Raw genomic sequence first — 24996 nt, 5'->3', positions numbered from 1 at the left:
TTATCAGCAGGGAGCAGTCATGGCGGTCAGCGTATTCGACCTCTTCAAAATCGGCATTGGTCCGTCCAGTTCGCATACGGTGGGACCGATGCGCGCGGCGCTGATGTTCGCTCAAGGGCTCGAACGCGACGGGCTGCTGGGCGCGACGGCATCGGTGAAGGTGGATCTGTATGGTTCGCTCGGCGCAACGGGCAAGGGCCACGGCACGGATCGCGGCGTGATGCTCGGGCTGATGGGCGATGCGCCTGACACCGTCGACCCCGACACGATCGTGCAGCGGCTCGAAGCGGTGCGGGTATCGCGCAAGCTGGCTTTGCTCGGCATGCACGACGTGCCGTTCGTGCAAAAAGATCACATTTCGTTTTATCGGCAGGCACTGCCCGAGCACCCGAACGGCCTGAAGCTGCGCGCGTTCGACGCGCAAGGGGAGACGTTGCGCGAGTCCACCTATCTGTCGGTGGGCGGCGGCTTTGTGGTGACGGCCGGCGCGCCGAACACGAAGGTGCTGAGCGCCGTCGATCAATTGCCGCACTCGTTCCGCAGCGGCAACGAGTTGCTCGCGCTGTGCCAATCGACCGGCAAGAGCATCGCGCAGCTGATGTGGGAAAACGAGCGCGTGTGGCACACCGAAGAAGAGACGCGCGCAGGCTTGCTGAAGATCTGGGACGTGATGCAGTCGTGCGTGGCGCGCGGTTGCGGCATCAACAATCCCGATGCTGACGGCAATCTGCCCGGCCCGTTCCAGGTGAAACGCCGCGCGCCGCAGCTGTATCGCGCGCTGTCGGGCAATCCGGAACTGGCGCTGCGCGATCCGCTGTCGATGATCGACTGGATCAACCTGTACGCAATCGCCGTCAACGAAGAAAACGCTGCGGGCGGGCGCGTGGTCACCGCGCCGACCAACGGCGCGGCCGGCATCATTCCGGCGGTGCTGCATTACTACACGCGCTTCATGCCGGGCTCGAACGAGCAAGGCGTGATCGACTTTCTCATGACGGCGGCGGCGATCGGCATTCTGTACAAGCTGAACGCGTCGATTTCGGGCGCGGAAGTGGGCTGCCAGGGCGAAGTGGGCGTCGCCTGTTCGATGGCGGCCGGCGCGCTCGCCGCGGTGATGGGCGGCACGCCGCAGCAGGTCGAGAACGCGGCTGAAATCGGTATGGAACACAACCTCGGGCTGACGTGCGATCCGGTCGGCGGGATGGTGCAGATTCCGTGCATCGAGCGTAATGCGATGGCGTCGGTGAAGGCGGTCAATGCGGCGCGGATGGCGTTGCGCGGCGACGGCAGCCACTACGTGTCGCTCGATTCGGTGATCAAGACGATGCGCGAGACCGGCGCGGATATGAAGACGAAGTACAAGGAAACGTCGCGCGGCGGCTTGGCGGTGAATATTGTCGAGTGTTGAGAGCGGTTGTGCGTGGTTGTGCGTGATCGCAAGTGACAGACGACGCGGGCTTCAGCCCGCGTTTTTGTTGGTGCATCTCATGTGATGCGTACGGATGACAGTTGCGCTGCGCCGTGACACCGGACGCGCTGTCGGCGTAAGCTGTGCGAGCGCTCATTGGCTGGGTTCCGGCCGATGCGGCACCATCCGACCGCACTCACGCAATGTCTGGAGGCTTCATCGCAATGTCGCTGCCGAATACGCCCGTTTCCGGTTCTCCCACCGCCCAAACCACCGGTGCGCGTCTCGTCGTCGACGCCTTGCTGACGCACGGTGTCGAACGTGTCTTTTGTGTGCCCGGCGAAAGCTTTCTCGCCGTCCTCGATTCGCTGCACGACGAAACCGATCGTATCCAGACCATCGTCTGCCGGCACGAAGCAGCGGCTGCAAACATGGCTGAAGCAGTCGGAAAACTGACCGGCCGTCCGGGCGTTGCGCTCGTCACGCGCGGACCGGGCGCGACGCATGCGTCGATCGGCGTGCACACCGCATTCCAGGATTCGACGCCGATGATTCTGCTGATCGGTCAATGCGCGCGCGAGCATCTGGATCGCGAAGCCTTTCAGGAAATCGACTACCGGCGCATGTTCGGTCAAATGGCCAAGTGGGTCGCGCAAATCGACGACCCCAGACGCATTCCCGAATATCTGAGTCATGCGTTTCACACGGCGACCTCGGGACGTCCGGGACCGGTCGTATTGTCGTTGCCGGAAGACGTGTTGAGCGATGCATGCGCTGTCGTTGCCGGCGCACCAGCCTACAAGCGTGTCGCGGCATCGCCGTCCGCGGCGCAGATCGAACAGTTGCGGCAACTGCTGGAAGGCGCGCAAAGGCCGATGGTGATCGCCGGCGGCAGCGGTTGGACGCCGGCAGCGTGCGCGGACCTGCAACGCTTCGTCGAGAACTGGCAACTGCCGATCGGCCTCGCGTTCCGCTTCCAGGACACGCTCGACAACGAACATCCGAACTACGCCGGCGACGTCGGCCTCGGCATCAATCCGGCGCTTGCGCAACGCATCCGCGATGCGGATCTGTTGCTCACACTGGGTCCTCGCTTGGGCGAAGCAACCACGAACGGCTACACGCTGCTCGATATCCCGAAGACCAGACAAACGCTGGTTCACGTGCATCAGGGCGCGGAGGAACTCGGGCGTGTGTACGCGGCGGATCTGCCGATCGTCTCCGGCATGCCGGAGCTGACCGCGCTGCTTGCCGGGTTAAAGCCGTCTTCCGGCACGCCCGCATGGTCCGGCACGGCGCAAGAGGCCCATAGCGCGTATCTCGACTGGCGCAAGCCGCGTCAGATTCCAGGCGACGTGCAAATGGGCGAAGTCATCCAGCAATTGCGCGCGAATCTGCCCGAAGACGCGATCGTCACCAACGGTGCCGGCAATTACGCGACATGGCTGCATCGGCACTTCTCGTATCGGCGTTTCCGCTCGCAACTCGCGCCGACCAGCGGCGCGATGGGCTACGGCGTGCCGGCGGCGATTGCGGCGAAGTCGCTCTATCCGCAACGCGCAGTGGTCGCGTTAGCCGGCGACGGCTGCTTCATGATGTCCGCGCAGGAACTGGCGACAGCGATGCAATACGACCTGCATGTGATTTTTATCGTCGTGAACAACGGCCACTTCGGTACGATCCGGATGCATCAGGAACGGCACTATCCGAATCGCGTGCACGGCACGGGCCTCACGAATCCGGACTTCGCGGCGTTCGCGCGGTCGTTCGGCGCGCACGGCGAAACGGTGGAGCGCACTGAAGATTTTCTGCCGGCGTTGCAGCGCGCGATTGAGGCGAAGCGTGCGGCGGTGATCGAGATTCGCATGCTGCAAGAGGCGAGCACGCCAGGCGCGACGCTGGAGCAGATTCGGGAGCAGGGGCGCAAGCTGCGGGGAGAGTCGTGAAGCGATAGCGCAAATTGCACACAGCGAAGCACCAAAGAAAAAGCCCTGCGGCTCCACCACCCGCAGGGCTTTTTGCGTGTCGAGCGCCGCGCCAAACCCGGACGCGGCTCTCACAGCTCAGGCTAAAAACAGCTTACTTCCCGCCCACGCTTTGCAGCGTCGTCCACTTGCCGTCGACAACCTTGTACAGCGTGATGCCGCCGTTCTTCAGGTCGCCCTTCGCGTCATACGCGAGGTTCGCCGACGTCACTGCCGGCATCGAGGTCTTCGCGAGCATCGGCAGGTACTTGGCCGGATCGGTCGAGTTCGCCTTCTTCATCGCGGCGAACATCGCCATTGCGCCGTCGTACGCGTACGGCGAGTACGTTTGCACGTCCTCGTTGAAACGCGTCTTGTACTTCGCGACGTAGTCCTTGCCGCCCGGCATTTCTTCCAGCGGCAGGCCGGCGAGCGACGCCACCGTGCCGTTCGCGGCGTCGCCGGCGATCTTCAGGAAGGTCGGCGTGTGGACCATTTCGCCACCCATCAGCGGCGCCTTGATACCGAGCGTCTTCATTTGCTTGACCATCGGTGCCGCTTGCGAATCCGCGCCGCCGTAGTACACCAGATCCGGGTTGACCGACTTCAGCTTGGTCAGGATCGACTTGAAGTCGACGGCCTTGTCGTTCGTGTATTCGCGATCGATGATCGTGCCGCCTGCTGCCTTCGCCGCCTTCTCGAACTGATCAGCCAGACCCTGGCCGTAAGCCGTGCGGTCGTCGACGATCACGATCTTCTTCATGCCCAGGGTCTTCACCGCGAACGTGCCGGCGACCGAACCTTGCTGCGTGTCGGACGTCATCATGCGGAACGTGGTCTTGAAGCCTTGTTGCGTGTATTCCGGCGCCGTCGCCATCGCGATTTCGGGAATGCCCGCGTTCGCGTAGATGCGCGAAGCCGGAATCGTGGTGCCCGAGTTGAAGTGGCCGAGCATGCCCTTGATGCCGTCATCCACCAGCTTTTGTGCAACGGTCGTGCCGGTGCGCGGGTCAGCCTGGTCGTCGGCCGAATCCAGCACGAAGCGAACCTGCTTGCCGCCGATCACCGGCTTGGTGGCGTTCATGTCTTCCACCGCCAGCGTGATGCCGTTCTGGAAGTCCTTGCCGTAATGCGCCTGCGCGCCCGTCATCGGACCGGCAAAACCGATCTTCACGTCTTCCGTCGATTGAGCGTTGGCTGTCCCCGCCAGCGACATCGCTGCAACCAGCGCTGCGCCTGCCAGCTGTTTCATCTTGTGTTGCATAGCTTCTCCTTGGTACCAGGTGTGGATGGAGCGGTTTCGGGGTCGCCGTACCGCTTCCGTTTTAATACTGAGCGCCCCCAAACCTGTCGCTTCGCGCCAGGCCCCCCGAGGGGGCAATCCCCCAAGGGGACTTCCTGCGGAGCGGAAAATTTGGGAGCGGCCCTGCATTTTCTTGAAGGGACCGGTGAGGTTCGCTCAACCGATCGTCATCAAATTCGCATTACCGCCTGCTGCTGCCGTATTCACGCTAACCGAGCGTTCCGTCAACAGACGCTCGAGCGCGTAATCCTCGTCGCCGCTTTCCAGCGCACGCGCCGCGACGCCTTGCACCGAGACGATCGGCCCCGGACGCTTCGCGACCTCCTTCACCAGCGCCAGCAGTTCGTCGCTATCGCCTTCGAACAGCACCGCATCGAAAGGCGTATCGGCGCTCTTCTTCACGCTTGCGTGAGACTTCAGCGCGGCGGGCAGTTGAGACACCAATTGTTCCCCGGCCGCGCCTTCGAACAACGCTCGATTTCCCGTAGCCAGCGCCGCCGCGAGCTGCGCGCGCGCGCCGCTCGCGGTCGACGCGATACAGAGCACCGTGCCGCGCGCACCCAGCGTGTAAGTGTTGCGCTCGCCGGTGGGCCCCGACAATACCGCAGTTGCGCCTGCCGGCACATGCGACAGATAACCGTCGCAGCGTGCGGCCAGCACGGGCTGCTGTTCGGCGATCAGCCAGTCGCGCAACGCGGTCAGCGCGGCGGACGGATTGTCGCTGTTTTCAGCAGCTTGCGGTACATCCACGACCAGCGCCTGCGCCAACGATTTCGGCAAACCTGCCGGGCGCGTAGCCAGCAGACGTTGCAGATACAGCGCGCCGCCCGCCTTCGGACCCGTGCCCGACAGACCTTCGCCGCCGAACGGCTGAACACCCACCACCGCGCCGATCACGTTGCGGTTCACGTAGATGTTGCCGACATGCGCGCGGCTGATCACGTGAGCGATCGTTTCATCGATCCGCGTGTGGATGCCGAGCGTGAGGCCGTAGCCGGTCGCACGGATCTGTTCGAGCAGCTTGTCCAGCTGGCTGCGGCGGTAACGCACCACGTGCAGCACCGGGCCGAACACTTCGCGCTTCAACTCGTCGATGCTGTCGAGTTCGATCAGCGTCGGCGGCACGAAGGTGCCTGGTGTGCAGCCTTCCGGCACCGGCAGTTGCTCGACCTTGCGGCCCTTCTCGCGCATCGCCGCGATATGCGCGTCGATGCCGCGCTTCGCGTCGAGATCGATCACCGGACCGACGTCGATCGACAAACGATCCGGATTGCCCACTGCCAGTTCGCGCATCGCGCCGGTCAGCATTTCCAGCGTGCGGTCCGCGACATCGTCTTGCAGACAGAGAACGCGCAGCGCGGAACACCGCTGACCGGCCGAATCGAACGACGATTGCAGCACGTCCGCGACCACCTGTTCAGCCAGCGCCGACGAGTCGACGATCATCGCGTTCTGGCCACCGGTTTCGGCGATCAGCGGAATCGGCTTGCCGTCCGGATCGAGGCGGCCCGACAAGGTCTTGTTGATCAGACGCGCGACTTCGGTCGAACCGGTGAACATCACCGCGCGGGTGCGCGGATCGGCCACCAGCGCCGCGCCGACGGTTTCGCCGTCGCCCGGCAGCAGTTGCACCGCGCCGGCCGGCACGCCGGCTTCGCGCAGGATGCGCACGGCTTGCGCGGCGATCAGCGGCGTTTGTTCGGCCGGCTTCGCGAGGACGGTGTTACCTGCTGCGAGTGCGGCCGCCACCTGGCCCATGAAAATCGCCAGCGGGAAATTCCACGGGCTGATACACACGACCGGACCGAGCGGGCGGTGCGTGTCGTTGGAGAACTCGTTGCGGATCTGCGTCGAGTAATAGCGCAGGAAGTCGATCGCCTCGCGGATTTCCGATACCGCGTTCGGCAGCGACTTGCCGGCTTCACGCACCACCAGACCCATCAACGTGTGCATCTGCGCTTCGAGCAGGTCGGCGGCACGCGCGAGACAATCGGCGCGCGCATCGACCGGCGTGGCCTGCCAGATCGGCGCGGCGGCCACGGCATGCGCCAGGGCAGCGCTCACGTGTTCCGCCGTGGCCTCGACCACCGTGCCGACCAGATCGCGGTGGTCGGCCGGATTGCGCACGTCGCGGGCGGCGCCGATGGCAATTTCGTTGTCTTCGAGCATCGGCGCAGCGCGCCACGGATGATGCGCGCTCGCCAGCAGCGCCGACGACAGCGACGCCAGACGATGTTCGTTCGACAGATCGAGGCCCATCGAATTGAGGCGCTCGGCGCCGTACAGATTGCGCGGCAGCGGAATCTTCGCGTGCGGCGCGCCGAGCGGCACGATCTTCGACGCTTCGTCGACCGGGTCGGCGATCAGGTCCTTGATCGCGACGCTTTCATCGGCGATGCGGTTCACAAACGACGTGTTCGCGCCGTTTTCCAGCAGACGGCGCACGAGGTAGGCGAGCAGCGTTTCATGGGTGCCGACCGGCGCATACACGCGGCACGGACGGTTCAGCTTGTCGCGGCCGGTGACTTCCTCGTACAGCGGCTCACCCATGCCGTGCAGGCACTGAAACTCGTACTGGCCGGGGTAATAATTGTTGCCCGCGAGGTGATAGATCGCCGACAGCGTGTGTGCGTTGTGCGTCGCGAACTGCGGATAGACCGCATCGGGCGCGCCGAGCAGTTTCTTCGCGCAGGCGAGGTACGACACGTCCGTGTAGATCTTGCGCGTGTAGACCGGATAGCCTTCGAGGCCGTCCACTTGCGCGCGCTTGATTTCGGTGTCCCAGTACGCGCCCTTCACGAGGCGCACCATGATCCGGTGACGGCTGCGGCGCGCGAGGTCGACGATGTAATCGATCACGAACGGGCAGCGCTTCTGATACGCCTGCACCACGAAGCCAATGCCGTTCCAGCCGGCCAGCTCCGGATCGAAGCACAGCGCTTCGAGCAGATCGAGCGAGATTTCGAGGCGGTCGGCTTCTTCGGCGTCGATGTTCAGGCCGATGTCGTAGCGGCGCGCGAGGATCGCCAGCGATCGCACGCGCGGCAGCAGTTCGCTCATCGCGCGTTCCTGCTGCGAGCGCGAATAGCGCGCGTGCAGCGCGGACAGCTTGATCGAGATGCCCGGGCCTTCGTAGATGCCGCGGCCGCCGGCAGCCTTGCCGATCGCGTGGATCGCCTGTTCGTACGACGCGTAGTAGCGCTGCGCGTCGGCTTCGGTGGTGGCCGCTTCGCCGAGCATGTCGTACGAATAGCGGAAGCCGCGCGCTTCGTACTTGCGGCTGTTGGCCAGCGCCTCGGAGATGTTCTCGCCGGTGACGAACTGCTCGCCCATCAGACGCATCGCCATGTCGACGCCCTTACGGATCAGCGGCTCGCCGCCCTTGCCGATCAGGCGCGTCAATGCCGACGACAGGCTGGTTTCGCTATTGGTCGTCACCAGCTTGCCGGTGATCATCAAGCCCCAGGTCGCGGCATTGACGAACAGCGACGGCGCCTGGCCGACGTGCGATTTCCAGTCGCCCTTGCTGATCTTGTCGCGGATCAGCGCATCACGCGTGGCGCGGTCGGGAATGCGCAGCAGCGCTTCGGCGAGGCACATCAGCGCGACGCCTTCCTGGCTCGACAGCGAAAACTCGTGGATCAGCCCTTCGACGCCGCCGCCCTTGCTCTTGGTGCGCAGCGTTTCGACCAGCTTGCCGGCCATCGTCTGGACGTCGCCCGCAAGGTTCGCCGGCAAACGCGCCTGGCCCAGCAGGAACGGCACGCATTCCGGCTCGGGCCGGCGATACGCGGCGGTGATCGCCGCGCGCAGCACCGATTGCGGTTGCACGTTCTGCGCGAATTCGAGGAACGGGTGCGCCGCACCGTATTCCTCGCTTTCGACGGCGGCGCCATCGGCCAGATCGGCCGAGCCCGTCGCGCCCGACAGTTCAGGCGGCAATTGGCCGTGCTCGATCTTTTCGAGGTACGCGAAGATCGCCTGCTTGATCAGCCAGTGCGGAGTGCGTTCGAGGCGAGTGGCGGCATCTTTCAGCCGGGAACGCAGGAGGTCATCGACCTTGACGCCAAGGGTGGTGCTAGCCATGTTTCCTTCTTCGGATACCAGTCAACGTAAGCTGGCGAAAGACTAAAAGTTCGCCGAATCGTACGCCTCCCAATAAAAAGGTGCAACCATGCGCACCGCATGGTTGCACCTCTGCGAAGGCCTTGTACAGCGGTGGTTTGCGTCAGATCGCGCCGGGCCGGGCGACACCGGTTGCGCTCAGTACTTTCCCTGGCGTGATTCTTTTTCGTCTTTACCCTCATCCAATCGCGCGGCGCGCCGTTATACAGAACATGGATGGTCGCGGCCGCAGGGCACGCACATAAAAACGCTACGGGGTTTTAGAGGACAGGCGAAATGGAAAAGTGGGTAGTGATATTGGGCATCTGGGCCATGTGCGCGACTTGCGCGGTGCTGTTCATCCGCGGTGCGACGGGCGGCCCGGACAAACTCGCGTCCGAGGAAGAACGCACCCGCCGGCAGGCATCGCGAGCGTCGGCTGGCGATACGCGGGCGGCTGTGCGGGACTGAACTGCCGGATCCGGCGACTTCCGGTCGAAGAAGTAGAAGCGCCGGTTTCCGATGGGAAATGCGCCGCCCGATTTAGCCACGCGGCCAGGCAGGCGCGCGCGTCAGGGCCGAGCGATCGGCTCGAACTGCGCGCACGCGTCGCCGGGGGAAACGAACTGGTCGTGCAGACGGCATAGCCGGCTGTCCGCCACGCTCGCGCCAAAACCAGAACTGAACACGACGAGGCCCGGAATGCGCTGCTCCAGTGAATGCCGATCGTCGGCGCGGTACCGGCAGCTTGCGCAGCACGGCCCGCACGCTTCATCGCGTGCGTCCGCGGTGCTGGCGATGCGCACCGTCACGCTCATCACGAGCCCTGCCCCAAGCTACTCCAGTACGGTGCGAACACGTGCGCGGACAGCACGTAGCCGATGGCGATATTGACCACCACGCCCGCCGTGAAGGCGAGAAACGGCTTCAGCCCGGTGGCGGTCAGCGAGCGCAGGCGCGTGGTTAGTCCGATGCTCAGGAAACAGAACGTGAACGCCCACGTGCGCAGCGCGGTAATCGGCGCAACGAATTCCGGCGTGACGACTTTGCGGTAGTCGGCGAGCGAATAGTGGCTGGCGATCCACGTCACGAGCGCCGACGCGATCACGAAGCCGATCACGAACTTCGGAAAGCGCGCCCAGATTTCACCTGCGTTGGCCCCAGTCTTAACGCCGCTGTCCTGCGACTCCCAACGTGTGGTCGCAACGATCGCCAGCACGAACGCCCAGATGCCGATCCAGATATCGCGGCCGACCACCTTCATCAGCGTGAACGCCTGCAACGACGCTTCCGGCGCGCCGGCAATCGCGCCGCCAGCGTGCTTCGCGAAGTCGCCGTAGGCTTGCGCGGCGGCAATGCCGGCGGCGTCGGCGAATTCGGAGGTGCCGATCCACGCGCCGGCGATCGCCGTCGATAGTCCCAGCGAACGCGACGCGAACGGCAGCACGAAGATCATCACGATCGCCCACAGCACCACCAGCGTAATCGCCACCGACGCCTGCTCGCGCTTGGCCCGCACCGCCCCGGCAATCGCGATCGCCGCCGACACGCCGCACACCGCGCCGCCCACGCCGAGCACGGCGGCAAAGCGCCGGTCGAGGCCGAATGCCTTGCTGGCAAAGAAAATCACGAAGAAGGTGACGAGCGACACGATGGTCGCCTGCGCGACCGCGACCGGACCCGCCCACACCAGCAGCGTGAACGGCAGCGTCGCGCCGAGCAGCACGATGCCGACCTTGATATAAAACTCGACGCGCAAGCCCGCAGAAAACCACTCGGGCAGCGTGAACACGTTCGAAATCAGCAAGCCGAGCGCCAGCGCCACCAGCGGCGGCTCGAGGTTGTACTTCGACGCGTTGATCCAGGCGCCGAGCGTAAAGATCAATGCCGACGCGATGAACAGGATCAGGAACGAGCCGAGAAAAGATCCGATGCGCTGTTTCAGCGCGGCGAGGCTCACGCCGAACAGCAGCGCGAACACGATGAACAACGCGACGTAGTTCGGCAGATGCTTGCCGACGTCCTGCGCAGTCTGGCCGACGCTCGACCATTTGGTCGGCGCCACCGCCAGCCACTTGATGCTGCTACCCGACGCGAACAGCGCCCAGGCTACGACGATGACTAACAGGCCGATCCACACGGCCCACCAGTCTTCAGTGGAAAAGAGACCCCCGCCACGCGTGCTTTGCTGCCCGCTGGGCGCGGCGCCGGTCGGAAGAGTGTGGTTGGTATCGCTCATCGCAATGCTCCCAGGGAAGTTGAGATGCATCGACGCGACGCGCGGATTTTGGGATTGTTGTGAAACTGGCGCCGATTTTGCGAAATATAGGCGAGCGAGATAGCAAAACGAAACGACCAATCGCTCTATGGATATGACTTAAAGGAGTAACAGGAGTAACGCCGAAGCGGGGCGCGGGTCAGCGTCAGATGTCGAGCGGGTCGACTTCGAGATTCCAGCGCAGCACGCCCTTGAGGTTGCGCAGCATCGGTTGCCATGCGCGCAGCGTCGCCTGCAAGGCTGCGCGCGAGGCGCTTTCGATCAGCAACTGCGCGCGATGCACGTGCATCACCTTGACGATGGTGAGCGGAACGGCGTCGTAGGCGGTCACGCGTTCGGCCGCCGGAATCTCCGTCAACGCAGCAGCCGCCTGCTGCAAGAAGGCGAGCGCGGCTTCGAGCGTGCGCCCTTCGGCGCGCAGCAGCGCCTGATAGACGAACGGCGGCAAGTGCGCGTCGCGGCGCTCGGCCAGTGTCGAATTGGCAAAGCCGACGTAGTCGTGCCGGGCCAGCGCGTGATACAGCGCATGGCGCGGATAACGGGTCTGCACCAGCACGTCACCCGGCAAGCCGGCGCGGCCGGCCCGGCCGCTCACCTGCATCAGTTGCGCGAAGAGGCGCTCGCTCGCGCGGAAGTCGTGCGAGAACAAGGCGGTGTCAGCGTTGAGCACGCCGACCAGCGACACTCGCTGGAAGTCGTGCCCTTTCGCGATCATCTGCGTGCCGACAAGGATATCCACTTCGCCGGCGTGCACATCGGAGAACAGCGCCTGCGCGCTGCCCTTGCGGCGCGTGCTGTCGGCGTCGATACGCAGCACGCGGGCGCCGGGCACCGCGCTTGCCAGCGTTTCTTCGACGCGCTGCGTGCCGCGCCCCATCGGCGCGATGTCGACGTTGCCGCAGTCCGGGCACGAGCGCGGAATGCGCGATTCCCAGCCGCAGTGGTGGCAGCGCAGCGCGCGCTCGGGTTTGTGCAAGACGACATACGCGCTGCAACGCGGACAACCGGCGACCCAGCCGCAGGCGTCGCAGGCGAGCTGCGGCGCGTAGCCGCGGCGGTTGAGAAACACGAGGCTTTGCTCGCCGCGCTCGAGCCGGCTTTTCAGCGCGGCGATCAGCGGTCCCGACAAACCTTCCACCGATGCCCGTCCCCGCCGCCGTTCTTCTTCCAGATCGATCAGCTTGACGGTCGGCAGCACGGCCGCGGCGACCGCACGGCGCGACAGCGTAAGACGCGTATAGCGCCCCTGGTCGGCCTGCCACCAGCTTTCCAGCGACGGCGTGGCCGAGCCGAGCACCACCGGCACGCCGAGTTGCTTGGCGCGGTAGATCGCCAGATCGCGCGCCGAATAGCGCAGCCCTTCCTGCTGCTTGTAGGCCGGATCGTGTTCCTCATCGACCACGATGATCGCGAGCTTCGGCAGCGAAGCGAGCACCGCGAGGCGCGTGCCGAGCACGATGCGGGCGCGCCCGGTGTGCGCGGCGAACCAGTTGCGGGCCCGCTCGCCTTCCGCGAGACCGCTGTGCAGCGTGACGATCGACGTGCCGTCCAACGCGGCAAAGCGCGCCCGGAAGGCCGCTTCGAACTGCGGCGTCAAATTGATTTCAGGAACGAGCACCAGCGCCTGCGCGTCGGGCTTCGCCGCGAGGATTTCGGCGAGCGCGCGCAGATAAACCTCGGTCTTGCCGCTGCCGGTCACGCCGTGCAGCAGGAACGGCGCGAAACCGTTCGCGTCGCGGATCGCTTCGACGGCGACCGCCTGCTCGTCGGTCAGCGTGGGCAGCGTGGGCGGCGGCGCATCCGGCGACATCGGCGCGGCAAGCGCCGCGGCGGCTTCGACGATGTCCAGCGCGACCCAGCCTTCGGCCAGCCACGCGTCGAGGGTCGCGATCGCTTTGGGGTGGAGCGCGCGGGCATCGGCGGCCAATAAGAAGTCGGCCTCGGCGAGCGCTTGCGCAAGCTTTCTCAGCGCGCTGGCGCGGACAGGCAATGCCTCCGGCAATGCATCGCGGCCCGCGGAAGTGAGCCGGTAACGCTCTTCCGGTGCGAACAGACGCGTCCAGCGCGACGCGTCGCGCAAGGCTTGCGGCAAAGCGGGCAGCGCCACTTCCCCAAGCCCGCGTTGATAGTAGTCGGCCGCAAAGGCTGCCAGAACCAGCCATTCCGCCGACACCGGCGGGCACGCGCTGCAAACATGGTCGACCGCGCGCAGGCGTTCGGCGGGGACGTCACTGTGAGCGGTCACTTCGCAGACAAGGCCCACCACGTGACGCTTGCCGAACGGCACGCTCACCAGCGTGCCCGCAGCGACGCGCTCGGGCGTGCCGCAACGGTAGTCGAACAAGATCGGCAGCGGATGATCCAGCGCGACGCGGACGAATACGGCACTCACGCGGCAGTCTGGGTCAGATGCGTTGATGCGGCACAACGCCGCGTCACGGTCCACATTGGGCAGGAGGCGAATCCGTCGAAGTTAAAGTAAAACTTCAATTTCCGCGCTAAGTTTTGGATTCGGCTGAACAATTGCAATCGGTCCGCGTGCCTGTGGATAACTTTGTTGAGAACTTCGCCCGGAAGGCCCGGGAACCGCGCCGCAGCAGCGTTCTGTGGGATTCCGCACATTTCGTCTCGAAGCCGTGAAAGCCTTGCCAGACAAGGCTTGGATCAAATGCGCCTGCAATGTGCAAGGGCCAGGGCACGATGAAAGCTTCTGCCGCGCCGCAGCGTGATGAATGTGTATAAGTCAAGTCTTGACAAGTACGGAATCGCCATCTGACGGCCCGAAGCCTAGGGTTTTGCCCTTAGACCGAGAGCCCAGCTCGCTGCATTGCAGCAGAAGTCGTAACGGTTACAGCGTCACGTTGGTGCATGAGCGCCGCTGCGAATTGCGCGGCTATGACGATGAACTTCATCGACCAGTTCGGCGACGTGCTCCGGCGGCGTGAATTGCGAGATGCCATGGCCGAGATTGAAAACGTGGCCCGGATGGTTGCCGAAGCTGTCGAGCACGGCGCGCGCTTCCATGCGAATCGCAGACGGCGGCGCGAACAGGACCGAAGGATCGATATTGCCTTGTAGCGCCACCTTGCCGCCCACGCGTTCGCGCGCCTTGCCCAGATTCACCGTCCAGTCGAGCCCGACCGCGTCGACACCGGTATCGGCGATCTCGTCGAGCCACAGGCCGCCGCCCTTCGTGAAAGTGATCACCGGCACTTTTTCGCCGTCGTGATCGCGCTTCAGCTGGCTCACGACCTGCTGAATGTAGTGCAGCGAGAAGCGTTGATAGACACCGTCCGCCAGCGCCCCGCCCCACGTGTCGAAAATCATCACGGCTTGCGCGCCAGCTTCGATCTGCGCGTTCAGATAAGCCGCGACGGACTGCGCGTTGACATCGAGAATACGGTGCATCAGGTCAGGGCGCGCGTAAAGCATCGACTTGACGGTGCGGAAGTCATCCGAGCCACTGCCTTCGACCATGTAGCACGCCAAAGTCCATGGACTGCCCGAAAAGCCGATCAGCGGCACGCGCTGGCGGCCTTGCGCGTCGGTCAGCGCCGTGCGGATTTCGCGCACGGCGTCGGTGACGTAGCGCAGCGTGGCGTCGATGTCGGGCACCGCGAGGCGCGCCACATCGTCTTCCGTACGCACCGGCCGCGCGAATTGCGGGCCCTCGCCGGCGACGAACTCGAGGCCGAGGCCCATTGCGTCGGGCACCGTCAGGATGTCGGAGAACAGGATCGCCGCGTCGAGTGGATAGCGCTCGAGCGGCTGCAGCGTGACTTCCGTTGCATAGGCCGGATTCTTCGCCAGACCGAGGAAACTGCCCGCGCGACCGCGCGTGGCGTTGTATTCCGGCAGGTAGCGGCCCGCCTGTCGCATCAGCCAGATCGGCGTGTAGTCGGTCGGCTGGCGCAGCAGCGCGCGCAGGAAAGTGTCGTTCAGGAGTTTATGGGCCACGTTGCGTGCGACTAAGGGCAAAGGAGCATTTTACCGGACCCGGCTCGCCACATCTCGCTTGATGCAGGCAATAACTGCATCGCAGATGCTTTCGGCTGTCTTTGAGCCGCCCCGCGCGGCGTTATGACTCGGACGAACGGCCAATATTCAACCGCGATTGGCCGGGCTATCATCCGACAGCTCTACCAGACAATTACACGTAATCAAGGAAACTCGATGAACAAGGCAGCACTCGCACTGCTCGGCGTTTTGGCCGGTGTTTTGATGCAAGGCGGCGTGGTCCACGCGCAGACCAGCGCGACCGCCGCGGCGCCTTCGCGGCTCGACGAAATTCTTGCGCGCGGCACGCTGCGCGCCTGCACGACCGGCGATTACAGACCGTACTCGTTCCATAAAGCCGACGGCCAGTTCGAAGGCATCGATATCGACATGGCTGAGTCGCTCGCCAAATCGCTCGGCGTGAAGGCGGAATTCGTCAAAACGTCGTGGCCGAACCTGATGAACGACTTCGTGGCGAAGTGCGATGTCGGCGTGGGCGGCGTTTCGCCTACGCTCGAACGGCAAAAGCGCGCGTTCTTCACACAGGCATACATGATTGACGGCAAGACGCCGATCGTGCGGTGCGACGACGTCAACAAATATCAAACTGTCGCGCAGATCGATCAGCCGGCTACCCGCGTAATCGTCAATCCGGGCGGCACCAACGAGCGTTTCGCGAAGCAGTACTTTTCGCACGCCAACGTCACCGTCTATCCGGACAACGTGACGATCTTCAAGCAGATCCTCGCCGGCAAGGCCGACGTAATGGTGACGGACGCATCGGAAACGTTATTGCAGCAAAAGCTGAATCCGGGTCTTTGCTCCGTGCATCCGGACAAGCCGTTCCAGTACGGCGAGAAGGCGTGGCTTCTGCCGCGTGGCGACGTCGCGTTCCAGCAGTATGTCGACCAGTGGCTGCATCTGGCGCGTGCAACCGGTGAATATCAGGCGATTTCGGATAAGTGGCTGAAGTAAGGCTTGCTGGTTGCGGGCCGCGCTTGCTTGTTGCAGTTGCGTGTTCTCCGTCTGGCATTTTTACTCTTCCCCTACTTCGCACGTGCTGCGACGCAGCGTGCCCACTTACGCCGGGAGAGCTAAGGTGCACGGGTCAGGCAAGAGCCTGTAACACAGGCGATCATCCGCAAAAAAGATGAGCGTGCAACCATTTCATGCGGAATCGACTGAACGGATTACCTTGCAATATGCGTCGCGAATGGCATCAATCAGGCGTATTAAATTGCGGGCCAGTCATCGGTAAAAATTACGTTTAAAACGTTTCAATTTGGCAATAAATCCCGCAACGCCTTATCTGGCGGGCGTTACAACCTGAAACACTTTGTTACCGCGCTCGTAGATTAATTCGCCCACAATGCCCTCAACGGTTTCAACACGGATGTGGCTGGGTGCGTAGTGTGAGCGGATACGATGCACTTGCCGGTCGGCGTTTGCCGAAGCCCTGTGAAGGGGCATCCCTGCTGGGGCCGTAGTCGGCGCAGGGTCGTCGTCTCAGTCGGTTCCTCCTTTGGTCTCCTCGCGCTAACCCCGTAGCGTGTGGTTTTTAGCGGGCTCCAGGCCCGCTTTTTTTTCGTCTGCTCAAACGTTTGCGCGCTTTTTTCAGGGTCGTTTTCGCGCGCCGCCTCGGCCAACGTGTCCCTCAAAATGCAGGCCGGCTCAGCGCGGGCGTTCGCGCCGCGCTGAGCCCGCAAGCGCGTCACGCTGTCTTGTCTTCCTTCACCTTCAGTTCGCTGATCATCCGTTCGCGCATGATGAATTTCTGCACCTTGCCGGTAACCGTCATCGGCAGTTCGTCGACAAAGCGAATGTACTTCGGCACCTTGTAGTGCGCGATCTGGCCCTGGCAGAATTGCTGGATCTCTTCGGCCGTTGCCTGCTCGCCTGAGCGCAGCACAACCCACGCGCACACTTCCTCGCCGTACTTCGAATCCGGCACGCCGAACACCTGAACGCTCTGGATCTTCGGGTGGCGGAACAGAAATTCTTCGATTTCCCTCGGATAGATGTTCTCGCCGCCGCGAATCAGCATGTCCTTCAGGCGACCGACGATATTGCAGTAGCCTTCGGCATCGAGCGTGGCGAGATCTCCGGTGTGCATCCAGCCATCGACGATGCTTTCACGCGTCTTCGCCTCGTCGCCCCAGTAGCCTTGCATCACCGAATAGCCTTTGGTGCACAGCTCGCCCGTCTCGCCCACCGGCACGAGATTGCCAAGCGGATCGACGATCTTCACTTCAAGATGAGGCTGGATGCGGCCGACCGTCGTGGTTCGCTTGTCGAGCGGATCGGTGGTCGAACTCTGGAACGACACCGGGCTCGTTTCCGTCATGCCGTAGGCAATCGTGATCTCGTTCAGATGCATCTTCGAGACGACTTTCTTCATCGTCTCGATTGGGCACGGCGAGCCGGCCATGATGCCCGTGCGCAGACGCGAAAAGTCGTAGGTGGCGAAGTTGGGATGATCCAGCTCGGCGATGAACATGGTCGGCACACCGTGTAGCGCGGTGCACTGCTCTTCGGCGACGGCAGCCAAGGTAGCGGCCGGGTCGAAGCCCTCGCCCGGAAACACCATATTCGCGCCGACCGATACGCACGCCAGCACCGACAGCACCATGCCGAAGCAATGATAGAGCGGCACGGGGATACACAAGGCGTCCTGCTCGGACAGACGCATCGCCATTGCGATATAGCGTGCGTTGTTGACGACATTGCTGTGCGTCAGCGTCGCGCCCTTCGGATTGCCAGTTGTGCCGCTGGTGAACTGAATGTTGATCGGTTCGTGGCACGACAGCGTTGCACCGATGGCGTCGAGCCTCGCGGCATCGAGCGTCGCGCGGCCCTGCTCAATGACTTCGGAAAAGCTCAACATGCCGGGCGTTTGCGTGTCGCACATGCGAATCACGCAACGCAGATCGGGCAAACGCGCGGCATGCAGTTCGCCTGGCGCATGCGTGGCCAGCTCCGGCGCGAGCTCCTGCAGCATGTCGAGATACATCGACGTTTTGAAGCGCTCCGCCGCGACGATCGCCTTGCAGCCGACCTTGTTCAACGCGTAGTCGAGTTCGGCTAGCCTGTACGCCGGATTGATGTTGACCAGCACGGCGCCGATACGCGCAGTCGCGAATTGCGTGAGCAGCCACTCCACCCGGTTCGGCGACCAGATGCCCACACGGTCGCCCTTTTCGATACCGACCGCGAGGAGCCCGGACGCCAGCACGTCGACCTCTTCCGCGAACTGTTTCCACGTCCAGCGAATGCGCTGCTCGCGAAACACCACGGCTGGACGGCCAGGGAACCGTTCCGCCGTATCGTGCAAGAACTGACCGATCGTCGCCTCACTCAACGGAATATCGGTCGATCCGCGGACATACGAGAGGCCGTCTTTGGGTGCGATGAGTGCGCCTTCGCCTGACACTTGCGTTGCCATGGTGTTGTCTCCGTGAGCGGAAGCTCGCCCTATTGAAATGAATTTGAAACCGATTGTGCCACCGGCGTGTGCCGGGACGGCATCAAGTCTTACCCGCAGCGCATCTGCGGCTGATTCCGACCGTGCGCCACCCCGTCCGACCACATGATTTTGCTGACCTTTCCGTAAACGTCAAGTGGCGGTCAAAAAAAAGCAGCCACGAAGGCTGCTTTCTTTCTGAAACGTGTTGCTTACTTCTGACTGCGCAGCTTGCGCAGACGCTGGATCGCAGCGAGTTGAGCCGTCGCATACGCCAGTTCCGCTTGCGCGGTTGCGTATTCGAGGTTCGAACCCGTGTTTTGCAGCGCTTCTTCTGCACGCTTGCGTGCATCTTCGGCCTTGGCTTCGTCGAGATCCTTGCCGCGGATTGCGGTGTCGGCGAGAACCGTCACGGCGCCCGGCTGGACTTCGAGAATGCCGCCGGCGACGAACACAAACTCTTCTTCGCCGTTTTCAGCTTCGATGCGCACCGCACCCGGACGAATCCGGGTGATGAGCGGCGTGTGGCCCGGCAGAATGCCGAGTTCACCCGCTTCGCCCGGCAGTGCGACAAACTTCGCCTGGCCCGAGAAGATCTGCTCTTCCGCGCTGACGACGTCTACTTTAATGGTTGCCATATCGACTCCTGTGGCGACCAGAGTTGGCGCTTTAGCGCTTACTCTGGTCCCATGCAAAGCTCGACGAGTGTTAGCGCTTTAGCGCTTATGTCGACCGGAGTGAGTGCCTTAGCACTTACTCCGGTCTCACGCAGCGCGCTCTCGTCCCATGCAAGGCTGGATTGAGCGTAGTAAGAGGCGCCGGCTTTGCGTTCCGATACACGACAGGTATCGATACGCGCGAGGCCGGCGCCCGCTTCGTTACACCCGACCTTTACTGGATCTTCTTGGCCTTTTCGAAGGCTTCGTCGATCGTGCCGACCATGTAGAACGCCTGTTCCGGCAGGTGGTCGCACTCACCTTCAACGATCATCTTGAAGCCACGGATCGTTTCCTTCAGCGGCACGTACTTGCCCGGCGAGCCCGTGAACACTTCAGCGACGTGGAACGGCTGCGACAGGAAACGCTGGATCTTACGAGCGCGCGCGACGGCGAGCTTGTCTTCCGGCGCCAGTTCGTCCATACCCAGAATCGCAATAATGTCGCGCAGTTCCTTGTAGCGCTGCAGCGTTTGCTGCACGCCGCGCGTGATCGAGTAGTGCTCTTCGCCGATCACGTTCGGGTCGATCTGACGCGAGGTCGAATCGAGCGGGTCGACTGCCGGGTAGATACCCAGCGAAGCGATGTCACGCGACAACACGACGGTTGCGTCCAGGTGGCCGAAGGTCGTAGCCGGCGACGGGTCGGTCAAGTCGTCCGCAGGGACGTACACGGCCTGAACCGACGTGATCGAGCCGGTCTTGGTCGACGTAATACGCTCTTGCAGCTTACCCATTTCTTCAGCCAGCGTAGGCTGATAGCCCACTGCCGACGGCATCCGGCCGAGCAGTGCCGACACTTCGGTACCGGCCAGCGTGAAACGGTAGATGTTGTCGACGAAGAACAGCACGTCGAGGCCTTCGTCACGGAAGTGCTCAGCCATCGTCAGACCAGTCAGCGCGACGCGCAGACGGTTGCCCGGCGGCTCGTTCATCTGGCCGTACACCAGCGCGACCTTGTCGAGAACGTTCGAGTCCTTCATTTCGTGATAGAAGTCGTTCCCTTCGCGGGTACGCTCGCCAACACCGGCGAACACGGAGTAACCGCCGTGTTCCTTAGCGATGTTGTTGATCAGTTCCATCATGTTGACGGTCTTGCCCACGCCGGCGCCACCGAACAGACCCACCTTACCGCCCTTGGCAAACGGGCAGATCAGGTCGATCACCTTGATGCCGGTTTCGAGCAGTTCGGTCGACGGCGACAGTTCGTCGAACGCCGGAGCCTTCTGGTGAATACCGCGAACCACGTCCGAGTTGATCGGGCCGGCTTCGTCGATCGGGCGACCCAGCACGTCCATGATCCGGCCCAGAGTCGGCTTGCCGACCGGCACGCTGATCGGCTTGCCGGTGTTCTTCACCGTCGTACCGCGGCGCAGGCCGTCCGATGCACCCAGACAGATGGTGCGGACGACGCCGTCGCCCAGCTGTTGCTGGACTTCGAGGGTCAGTTCCGAACCTTCGAGAATGAGCGCGTCGTAAATCTTCGGCATGGATTCACGCGGAAATTCCACGTCGATCACCGCGCCGATGCACTGTACGATCTTGCCTTCTACCAAAGCAGTAGTACTCATCGCTTTTCCTTTAGATACTCAATTCTTCACTCGCGCAAAGGCGCAATTTCGATGGGGTCGCCTGGACGGGTGCGCCGCAAGGGCGCACACGAAGCGGCATGGCCGACCGTCAAGGTCAGACTGCCGCCGCGCCACCGACGATTTCCGACAGTTCTTTCGTGATCGCGGCCTGACGGCTCTTGTTGTACACGAGCTGCAGTTCGTTGATGACCGTCTTCGCATTGTCCGAAGCGGCCTTCATCGCGACCATCCGAGCCGACTGCTCCGATGCCATGTTTTCCGCGACGGCCTGATAGACCAGCGCTTCGACATAACGCACCAGCAGTTCGTCCACCACTGCCTGCGCATCCGGCTCGTAGATGTAGTCCCACTGCGTGCTCGGCGTCGTGCCGTCTTCTTCCTTGCGCTCGAACTGATCTGCCGACAGCGGCAGCAGTTGCTCGATCACCGGCTCCTGCTTCATCGTGTTGACGAAGCGCGTGTACGCCAGGTACACCGCCGAAACCTTGCCTTCCGAGTACAGGTCGAGCTGCACCTTCACCGCGCCGATCAGCTTTTCCAGATGCGGCGTGTCGCCCAGATGCACGACATTCGACACTACCTTGGCGCGCAGACGGTTCAGGAAACCCAGACCCTTGGTGCCGATCGCGGTTGCTTCGATCGCCTTGCCCTGGCCTTCCAGTTCCTTGAACTTCTGCAGCGACGCACGCAGCACGTTGGTATTCATGCCGCCGCACAGACCTTTATCGGTCGTGACGAGGATGATGCCGGCCGTTTTCGCGCCTTCGTTCGACACCATGAACGGGTGACGATACTCCGGGTTCGCACGGCTCATGTGTGCAGCGATATCGCGGACCTTGTCGGCATACGGGCGAGCAGCGCGCATGCGCTCCTGAGCGCGGCGCATCTTCGATGCGGCCACCATCTCCATCGCTTTCGTGATCTTGCGCGTGTTTTGCACGCTCTTGATCTTGCCGCGAATTTCCTTCATTCCAGCCATTGCTTGCTCCTTGTCGGCCCGAGTTAGCGCTTTAGCGCTTACTCGGGTCCCATGCAAAGCGATCGAAGCAGCGCGGGGGCATTCGCATGCGGCCCGCGCCGCTTCGAGGTCCGTTTATGCCTTGCGGATCACTCGCGGATCAATAAGCGCCGGACTTCTTGAAGTCTTTGAGAGCCGTGTGCAACAGGCCTTCGTCGTCCTTCGAGAGTTCCTTGGTGTCTTCAACGCGCTTGACCAGGTCAGCGTGCTTCGACTTCAGGTAGTCGCGCAGGCCCTTTTCGAACGGCAGCACTTGCGCAACTTCCAGATCGTCGAGGTAGCCGTTGTTCGCGGCGAACAGCGCGATCGCCAGTTCCCACACTTGCAGCGGCTGATACTGCGGCTGCTTCAGCAGTTCCGTCACGCGGCGGCCGCGCTCCAGCTGCTTGCGGGTGGCTTCGTCGAGGTCCGATGCGAACTGCGCGAACGCAGCCAGTTCACGGTACTGTGCGAGGTCGGTACGGATACCGCCCGACAACTTCTTCACGACCTTGGTCTGAGCCGCACCACCGACGCGCGACACCGACACGCCAGCGTTAATTGCCGGGCGGATACCTGCGTTGAAGAGGTCGGTTTCCAGGAAGATCTGGCCGTCGGTAATCGAGATCACGTTCGTCGGAACGAATGCGGTCACGTCGCCTGCTTGCGTTTCGATGACCGGCAGTGCCGTCAGCGAACCGCTCTTGCCCTTCACTTCGCCGTTCGTGAACTTCTCGACGTACTCTTCCGAGACGCGAGCAGCACGTTCCAGCAGACGCGAGTGCAGATAGAACACGTCACCCGGGTAAGCTTCACGGCCCGGCGGGCGGCGCAGCAGCAGCGAGATCTGACGGTATGCCCAAGCCTGCTTGGTCAAGTCGTCATAAACGATCAGCGCGTCTTGACCGCGGTCGCGGAAGTATTCGCCCATCGTGCAGCCGGCGTACGGTGCGAGGTACTGCATTGCAGCCGATTCCGAAGCCGAGGCGGCCACGACGATCGTGTATTCCAGCGCGCCGGTTTCTTCCAGCTTGCGCACCACGTTCATGATCGACGAAGCCTTCTGGCCGATCGCGACGTAGATACAGAAGAGGTTCTTGCCCTTCTGGTTGATGATCGCGTCGACTGCGACTGCGGTCTTGCCGCACTGGCGGTCGCCGATGATCAGCTCACGCTGGCCACGGCCAACCGGCACCATCGCGTCGATCGACTTCAGACCGGTCTGGACCGGTTCCGAAACCGACTTACGCCAGATCACGCCCGGAGCAATCTTTTCGATTGCGTCGGTTTTCTTCGCGTTGATCGGGCCCTTGCCGTCGATCGGGTTGCCCAGTGCGTCGACCACGCGGCCGAGCAGTTCCGGACCCACCGGCACTTCGAGAATGCGGCCCGTCGTCTTGACGATGTCGCCTTCCGAAATGTGTTCGTACTCACCCAGAATCACGGCGCCGACCGAGTCGCGCTCGAGGTTCAGTGCGAGACCGAAGGTGTTGCCCGGGAATTCGAGCATTTCGCCCTGCATCACTTCCGACAGGCCGTGGATACGCACGATACCGTCGGTCACGGAGATCACAGTACCCTGGTTGCGAACGTCTGCGCTCGCTTCAAGGCCCTGGATCCGGCTCTTGATCAGCTCGCTGATCTCAGAGGGATTGAGTTGCATTATTCGCTCCTGATAGTCAATTCTGTTGCGTGCCAGCCGCTTCAGCGCTTTGGGCGCTTCAGGCCGTCAGAGCCGTCTGCATGCTGGCAAGCCGCGCGCGGACCGAGGTATCGAGCACTTCGTCGCCGACCGTCACGCGCACGCCGCCGATCAGCGACGGGTCGACTTCGACCGCCGGCTTCAACTTGCGTTTGAACTTGCGTTCGAGACTTGCGACGAGGTCGTTCAACTGCGCGCCTTCGAGCGGGAATGCGCTAACGATCAGCACATCGGCCGCCCCTTCGCGGGCGTTCTTCAACTCTTCGAACTGCGCGGCGATTTCCGGCAGCAATTGCAGTCGATGGTTATCGACCAGCATTTGCACGAAGTTTTTCGCTTGCGCGTTGTCCTTGAGCGGCGACTTGACCGCGGCCAGCAGCAGTTCGCTGACCTGGGCGCGGCTTACTTTCGGGCTCGAGGCGATCGACAGCACTTCGGGCAGACGCGCAACCTGTGCCAGCTCCTGCACGAGCGTGGACCAGGCGGCGATGTCACCAGCTTCGGCCACGCCAAACAGCGCTTCTGCGTACGGACGGGCGATGGTTGCAAGTTCGGCCATGATCAGAGCTCGGCTTTCAGTTGATTCAGCAGGTCAGCGTGAGCTGCCTGGTCGACTTCGCGCTTCAGGATCTGTTCAGCGCCCTTCACGGCGAGTTCAGCGACTTCGCCGCGCAGCGTTTCGCGCGCCTTCACGACTTGCTGTTCCGCATCGGCCTTCGCTTGCGCGATGATGCGAGCGGCTTCAGCTTGTGCTTGAGCCTTGATTTCGTCGGCGACTGCCACAGCGCGCTTTTCGGCGTCAGCAATACGTTGCTGACCGTCGTTGCGTGCCTGAGCCAGTTCCTGGTCGACGCGCTTGTGGGCGGCTTCGAGTTCAGCCTTGCCCTTTTCAGCGGCAGACAAACCGTCAGCAATCTTCTTTGAGCGCTCGTCGAGGGCGTTGATCAGCGGCGGCCACACGAACTTCATCGTGAACCACGCGAGGATCAGGAACACGACCATTTGCGCAAACAGGGTTGCGTTGAGATTCACGGTGTTTCCTTAAACGTTGCTAGTTCGGAAAGTGAAACGGCAAGGCGCTCATCGATTCTGTATTCGATCAGCGCCCAAGTGCCCGTTCCGCCCTGCGCCTTAACTAGTTATAGCTCAGGCGCAAACTTCCGAGGAACCTCAGCCTGCCAGCTTCGACAGCAGCGGGTTCGCGAACGCAAACAGCATTGCCACACCAACGCCAATCAGGAACGCCGCATCGATCAGACCAGCCAGCAGGAACATCTTGGTTTGCAGCGGGTTCATCAGTTCCGGCTGACGAGCACATGCTTCGATGTACTTGCCGCCCATCAGGCCGATACCGATACAGGCGCCGATTGCACCCAGGCCGATGATGATGCCGATACCGATGGCGGTCAGACCCTGGATGTTGGCGATGAAAGCTTGCATGATCACTCCTTTGTGAAAAGTCTTTTAGAACTGGTTG

Annotated in this window: 18 protein-coding genes; 4 read left to right on the top strand and 14 right to left on the bottom strand. The window is 62.8% G+C overall.

The window, feature by feature from the left end; translation table 11 throughout:
• Positions 1-19 precede the first annotated feature (19 nt).
• Positions 20-1408, top strand: a complete 1389-nt coding sequence (locus AC3WLT_RS05025) for an L-serine ammonia-lyase (RefSeq protein WP_492590808.1) — start codon at positions 20-22, stop codon at positions 1406-1408.
• A 224-nt stretch (positions 1409-1632) separates the two neighbouring features.
• Positions 1633-3354 carry a thiamine pyrophosphate-binding protein gene (locus tag AC3WLT_RS05020; protein ID WP_492590807.1) on the top strand — a complete coding sequence of 574 codons (1722 nt, stop codon included), beginning with the start codon at positions 1633-1635 and terminating at the stop codon, positions 3352-3354.
• A gap of 133 nt (positions 3355-3487) precedes the next feature.
• Here AC3WLT_RS05020 and AC3WLT_RS05015 read toward each other — a convergent pair whose 3' ends face one another.
• Positions 3488-4636: a branched-chain amino acid ABC transporter substrate-binding protein gene (locus AC3WLT_RS05015; protein ID WP_492590806.1), complete on the bottom strand. Its 1149-nt coding sequence runs from the start codon at positions 4634-4636 to the stop codon at positions 3488-3490.
• Positions 4637-4831: 195 nt separating this feature from the next.
• Positions 4832-8761, bottom strand: a complete 3930-nt coding sequence (gene putA / locus AC3WLT_RS05010; protein WP_492590805.1) for a trifunctional transcriptional regulator/proline dehydrogenase/L-glutamate gamma-semialdehyde dehydrogenase — start codon at positions 8759-8761, stop codon at positions 4832-4834.
• A 315-nt stretch (positions 8762-9076) separates the two neighbouring features.
• Here putA and AC3WLT_RS05005 point away from each other — a divergent pair, with 315 nt between their 5' ends.
• On the top strand, positions 9077-9250 hold the full coding sequence (locus AC3WLT_RS05005; protein WP_492590804.1) for a hypothetical protein: 174 nt from the start codon (positions 9077-9079) through the stop codon (positions 9248-9250).
• A 101-nt stretch (positions 9251-9351) separates the two neighbouring features.
• Here the strand turns inward: AC3WLT_RS05005 and AC3WLT_RS05000 are convergent, their stop codons facing one another.
• The 4 genes from AC3WLT_RS05000 to hemE all read right to left on the bottom strand — a co-directional run bounded on the left by AC3WLT_RS05000 (position 9352) and on the right by hemE (position 15014).
• Positions 9352-9597, bottom strand: a complete 246-nt coding sequence (locus AC3WLT_RS05000; RefSeq protein WP_492590826.1) for a hypothetical protein — start codon at positions 9595-9597, stop codon at positions 9352-9354.
• A complete protein-coding gene (locus AC3WLT_RS04995; RefSeq protein WP_492590803.1) occupies positions 9597-11018 on the bottom strand; it encodes a YeiH family protein in 1422 nt (473 codons plus the stop codon). The genes AC3WLT_RS05000 and AC3WLT_RS04995 overlap by 1 nt, the downstream gene beginning before the upstream one ends.
• Positions 11019-11202: 184 nt before the next feature.
• A complete protein-coding gene (locus tag AC3WLT_RS04990) occupies positions 11203-13449 on the bottom strand; it encodes a primosomal protein N' (RefSeq protein ID WP_492590802.1) in 2247 nt (748 codons plus the stop codon).
• A gap of 464 nt (positions 13450-13913) precedes the next feature.
• Positions 13914-15014 carry a uroporphyrinogen decarboxylase gene (gene hemE / locus AC3WLT_RS04985; protein ID WP_492590801.1) on the bottom strand — a complete coding sequence of 367 codons (1101 nt, stop codon included), beginning with the start codon at positions 15012-15014 and terminating at the stop codon, positions 13914-13916.
• Positions 15015-15230: 216 nt separating this feature from the next.
• Between hemE and AC3WLT_RS04980 the strand changes: the two genes are divergently transcribed.
• The gene (locus AC3WLT_RS04980) at positions 15231-16028 is read left to right on the top strand and encodes a transporter substrate-binding domain-containing protein (RefSeq protein WP_492590800.1); all 798 of its coding nucleotides are present in this window, start codon (positions 15231-15233) and stop codon (positions 16026-16028) included.
• 736 nt (positions 16029-16764) lie between these two features.
• Here AC3WLT_RS04980 and AC3WLT_RS04975 read toward each other — a convergent pair.
• The 8 genes from AC3WLT_RS04975 to atpE all read right to left on the bottom strand — a co-directional run bounded on the left by AC3WLT_RS04975 (position 16765) and on the right by atpE (position 24959).
• Entirely contained in the window at positions 16765-18495 is a 1731-nt protein-coding gene (locus tag AC3WLT_RS04975) for an AMP-binding protein (protein WP_492590799.1), read from the bottom strand.
• A gap of 230 nt (positions 18496-18725) precedes the next feature.
• The gene (locus AC3WLT_RS04970; RefSeq protein ID WP_492590798.1) at positions 18726-19151 is read right to left on the bottom strand and encodes a F0F1 ATP synthase subunit epsilon; all 426 of its coding nucleotides are present in this window, start codon (positions 19149-19151) and stop codon (positions 18726-18728) included.
• Between the two features lie 253 nt (positions 19152-19404).
• Positions 19405-20799 (bottom strand): F0F1 ATP synthase subunit beta, encoded by a 1395-nt coding sequence (atpD, locus tag AC3WLT_RS04965; protein WP_095417889.1) that lies wholly within the window; start codon positions 20797-20799, stop codon positions 19405-19407.
• A gap of 115 nt (positions 20800-20914) precedes the next feature.
• A complete protein-coding gene (gene atpG, locus AC3WLT_RS04960) occupies positions 20915-21799 on the bottom strand; it encodes a F0F1 ATP synthase subunit gamma (RefSeq protein ID WP_492590797.1) in 885 nt (294 codons plus the stop codon).
• A gap of 139 nt (positions 21800-21938) precedes the next feature.
• Positions 21939-23480 (bottom strand): F0F1 ATP synthase subunit alpha, encoded by a 1542-nt coding sequence (gene atpA / locus AC3WLT_RS04955; RefSeq protein ID WP_492590796.1) that lies wholly within the window; start codon positions 23478-23480, stop codon positions 21939-21941.
• 58 nt (positions 23481-23538) lie between these two features.
• Entirely contained in the window at positions 23539-24078 is a 540-nt protein-coding gene (locus AC3WLT_RS04950) for a F0F1 ATP synthase subunit delta (protein WP_492590795.1), read from the bottom strand.
• Positions 24079-24080: 2 nt separating this feature from the next.
• Positions 24081-24551, bottom strand: coding sequence for a F0F1 ATP synthase subunit B (locus AC3WLT_RS04945; RefSeq protein WP_408425176.1), 471 nt, complete (start codon positions 24549-24551; stop codon positions 24081-24083).
• 138 nt (positions 24552-24689) lie between these two features.
• On the bottom strand, positions 24690-24959 hold the full coding sequence (atpE, locus tag AC3WLT_RS04940; RefSeq protein ID WP_007180033.1) for a F0F1 ATP synthase subunit C: 270 nt from the start codon (positions 24957-24959) through the stop codon (positions 24690-24692).
• Positions 24960-24996 lie beyond the last annotated feature (37 nt).

The organism is Paraburkholderia sp. FW306-2-2C-D06C (assembly GCF_058781505.1).
This window is presented reverse-complemented; position numbering and strand designations above follow the sequence as displayed.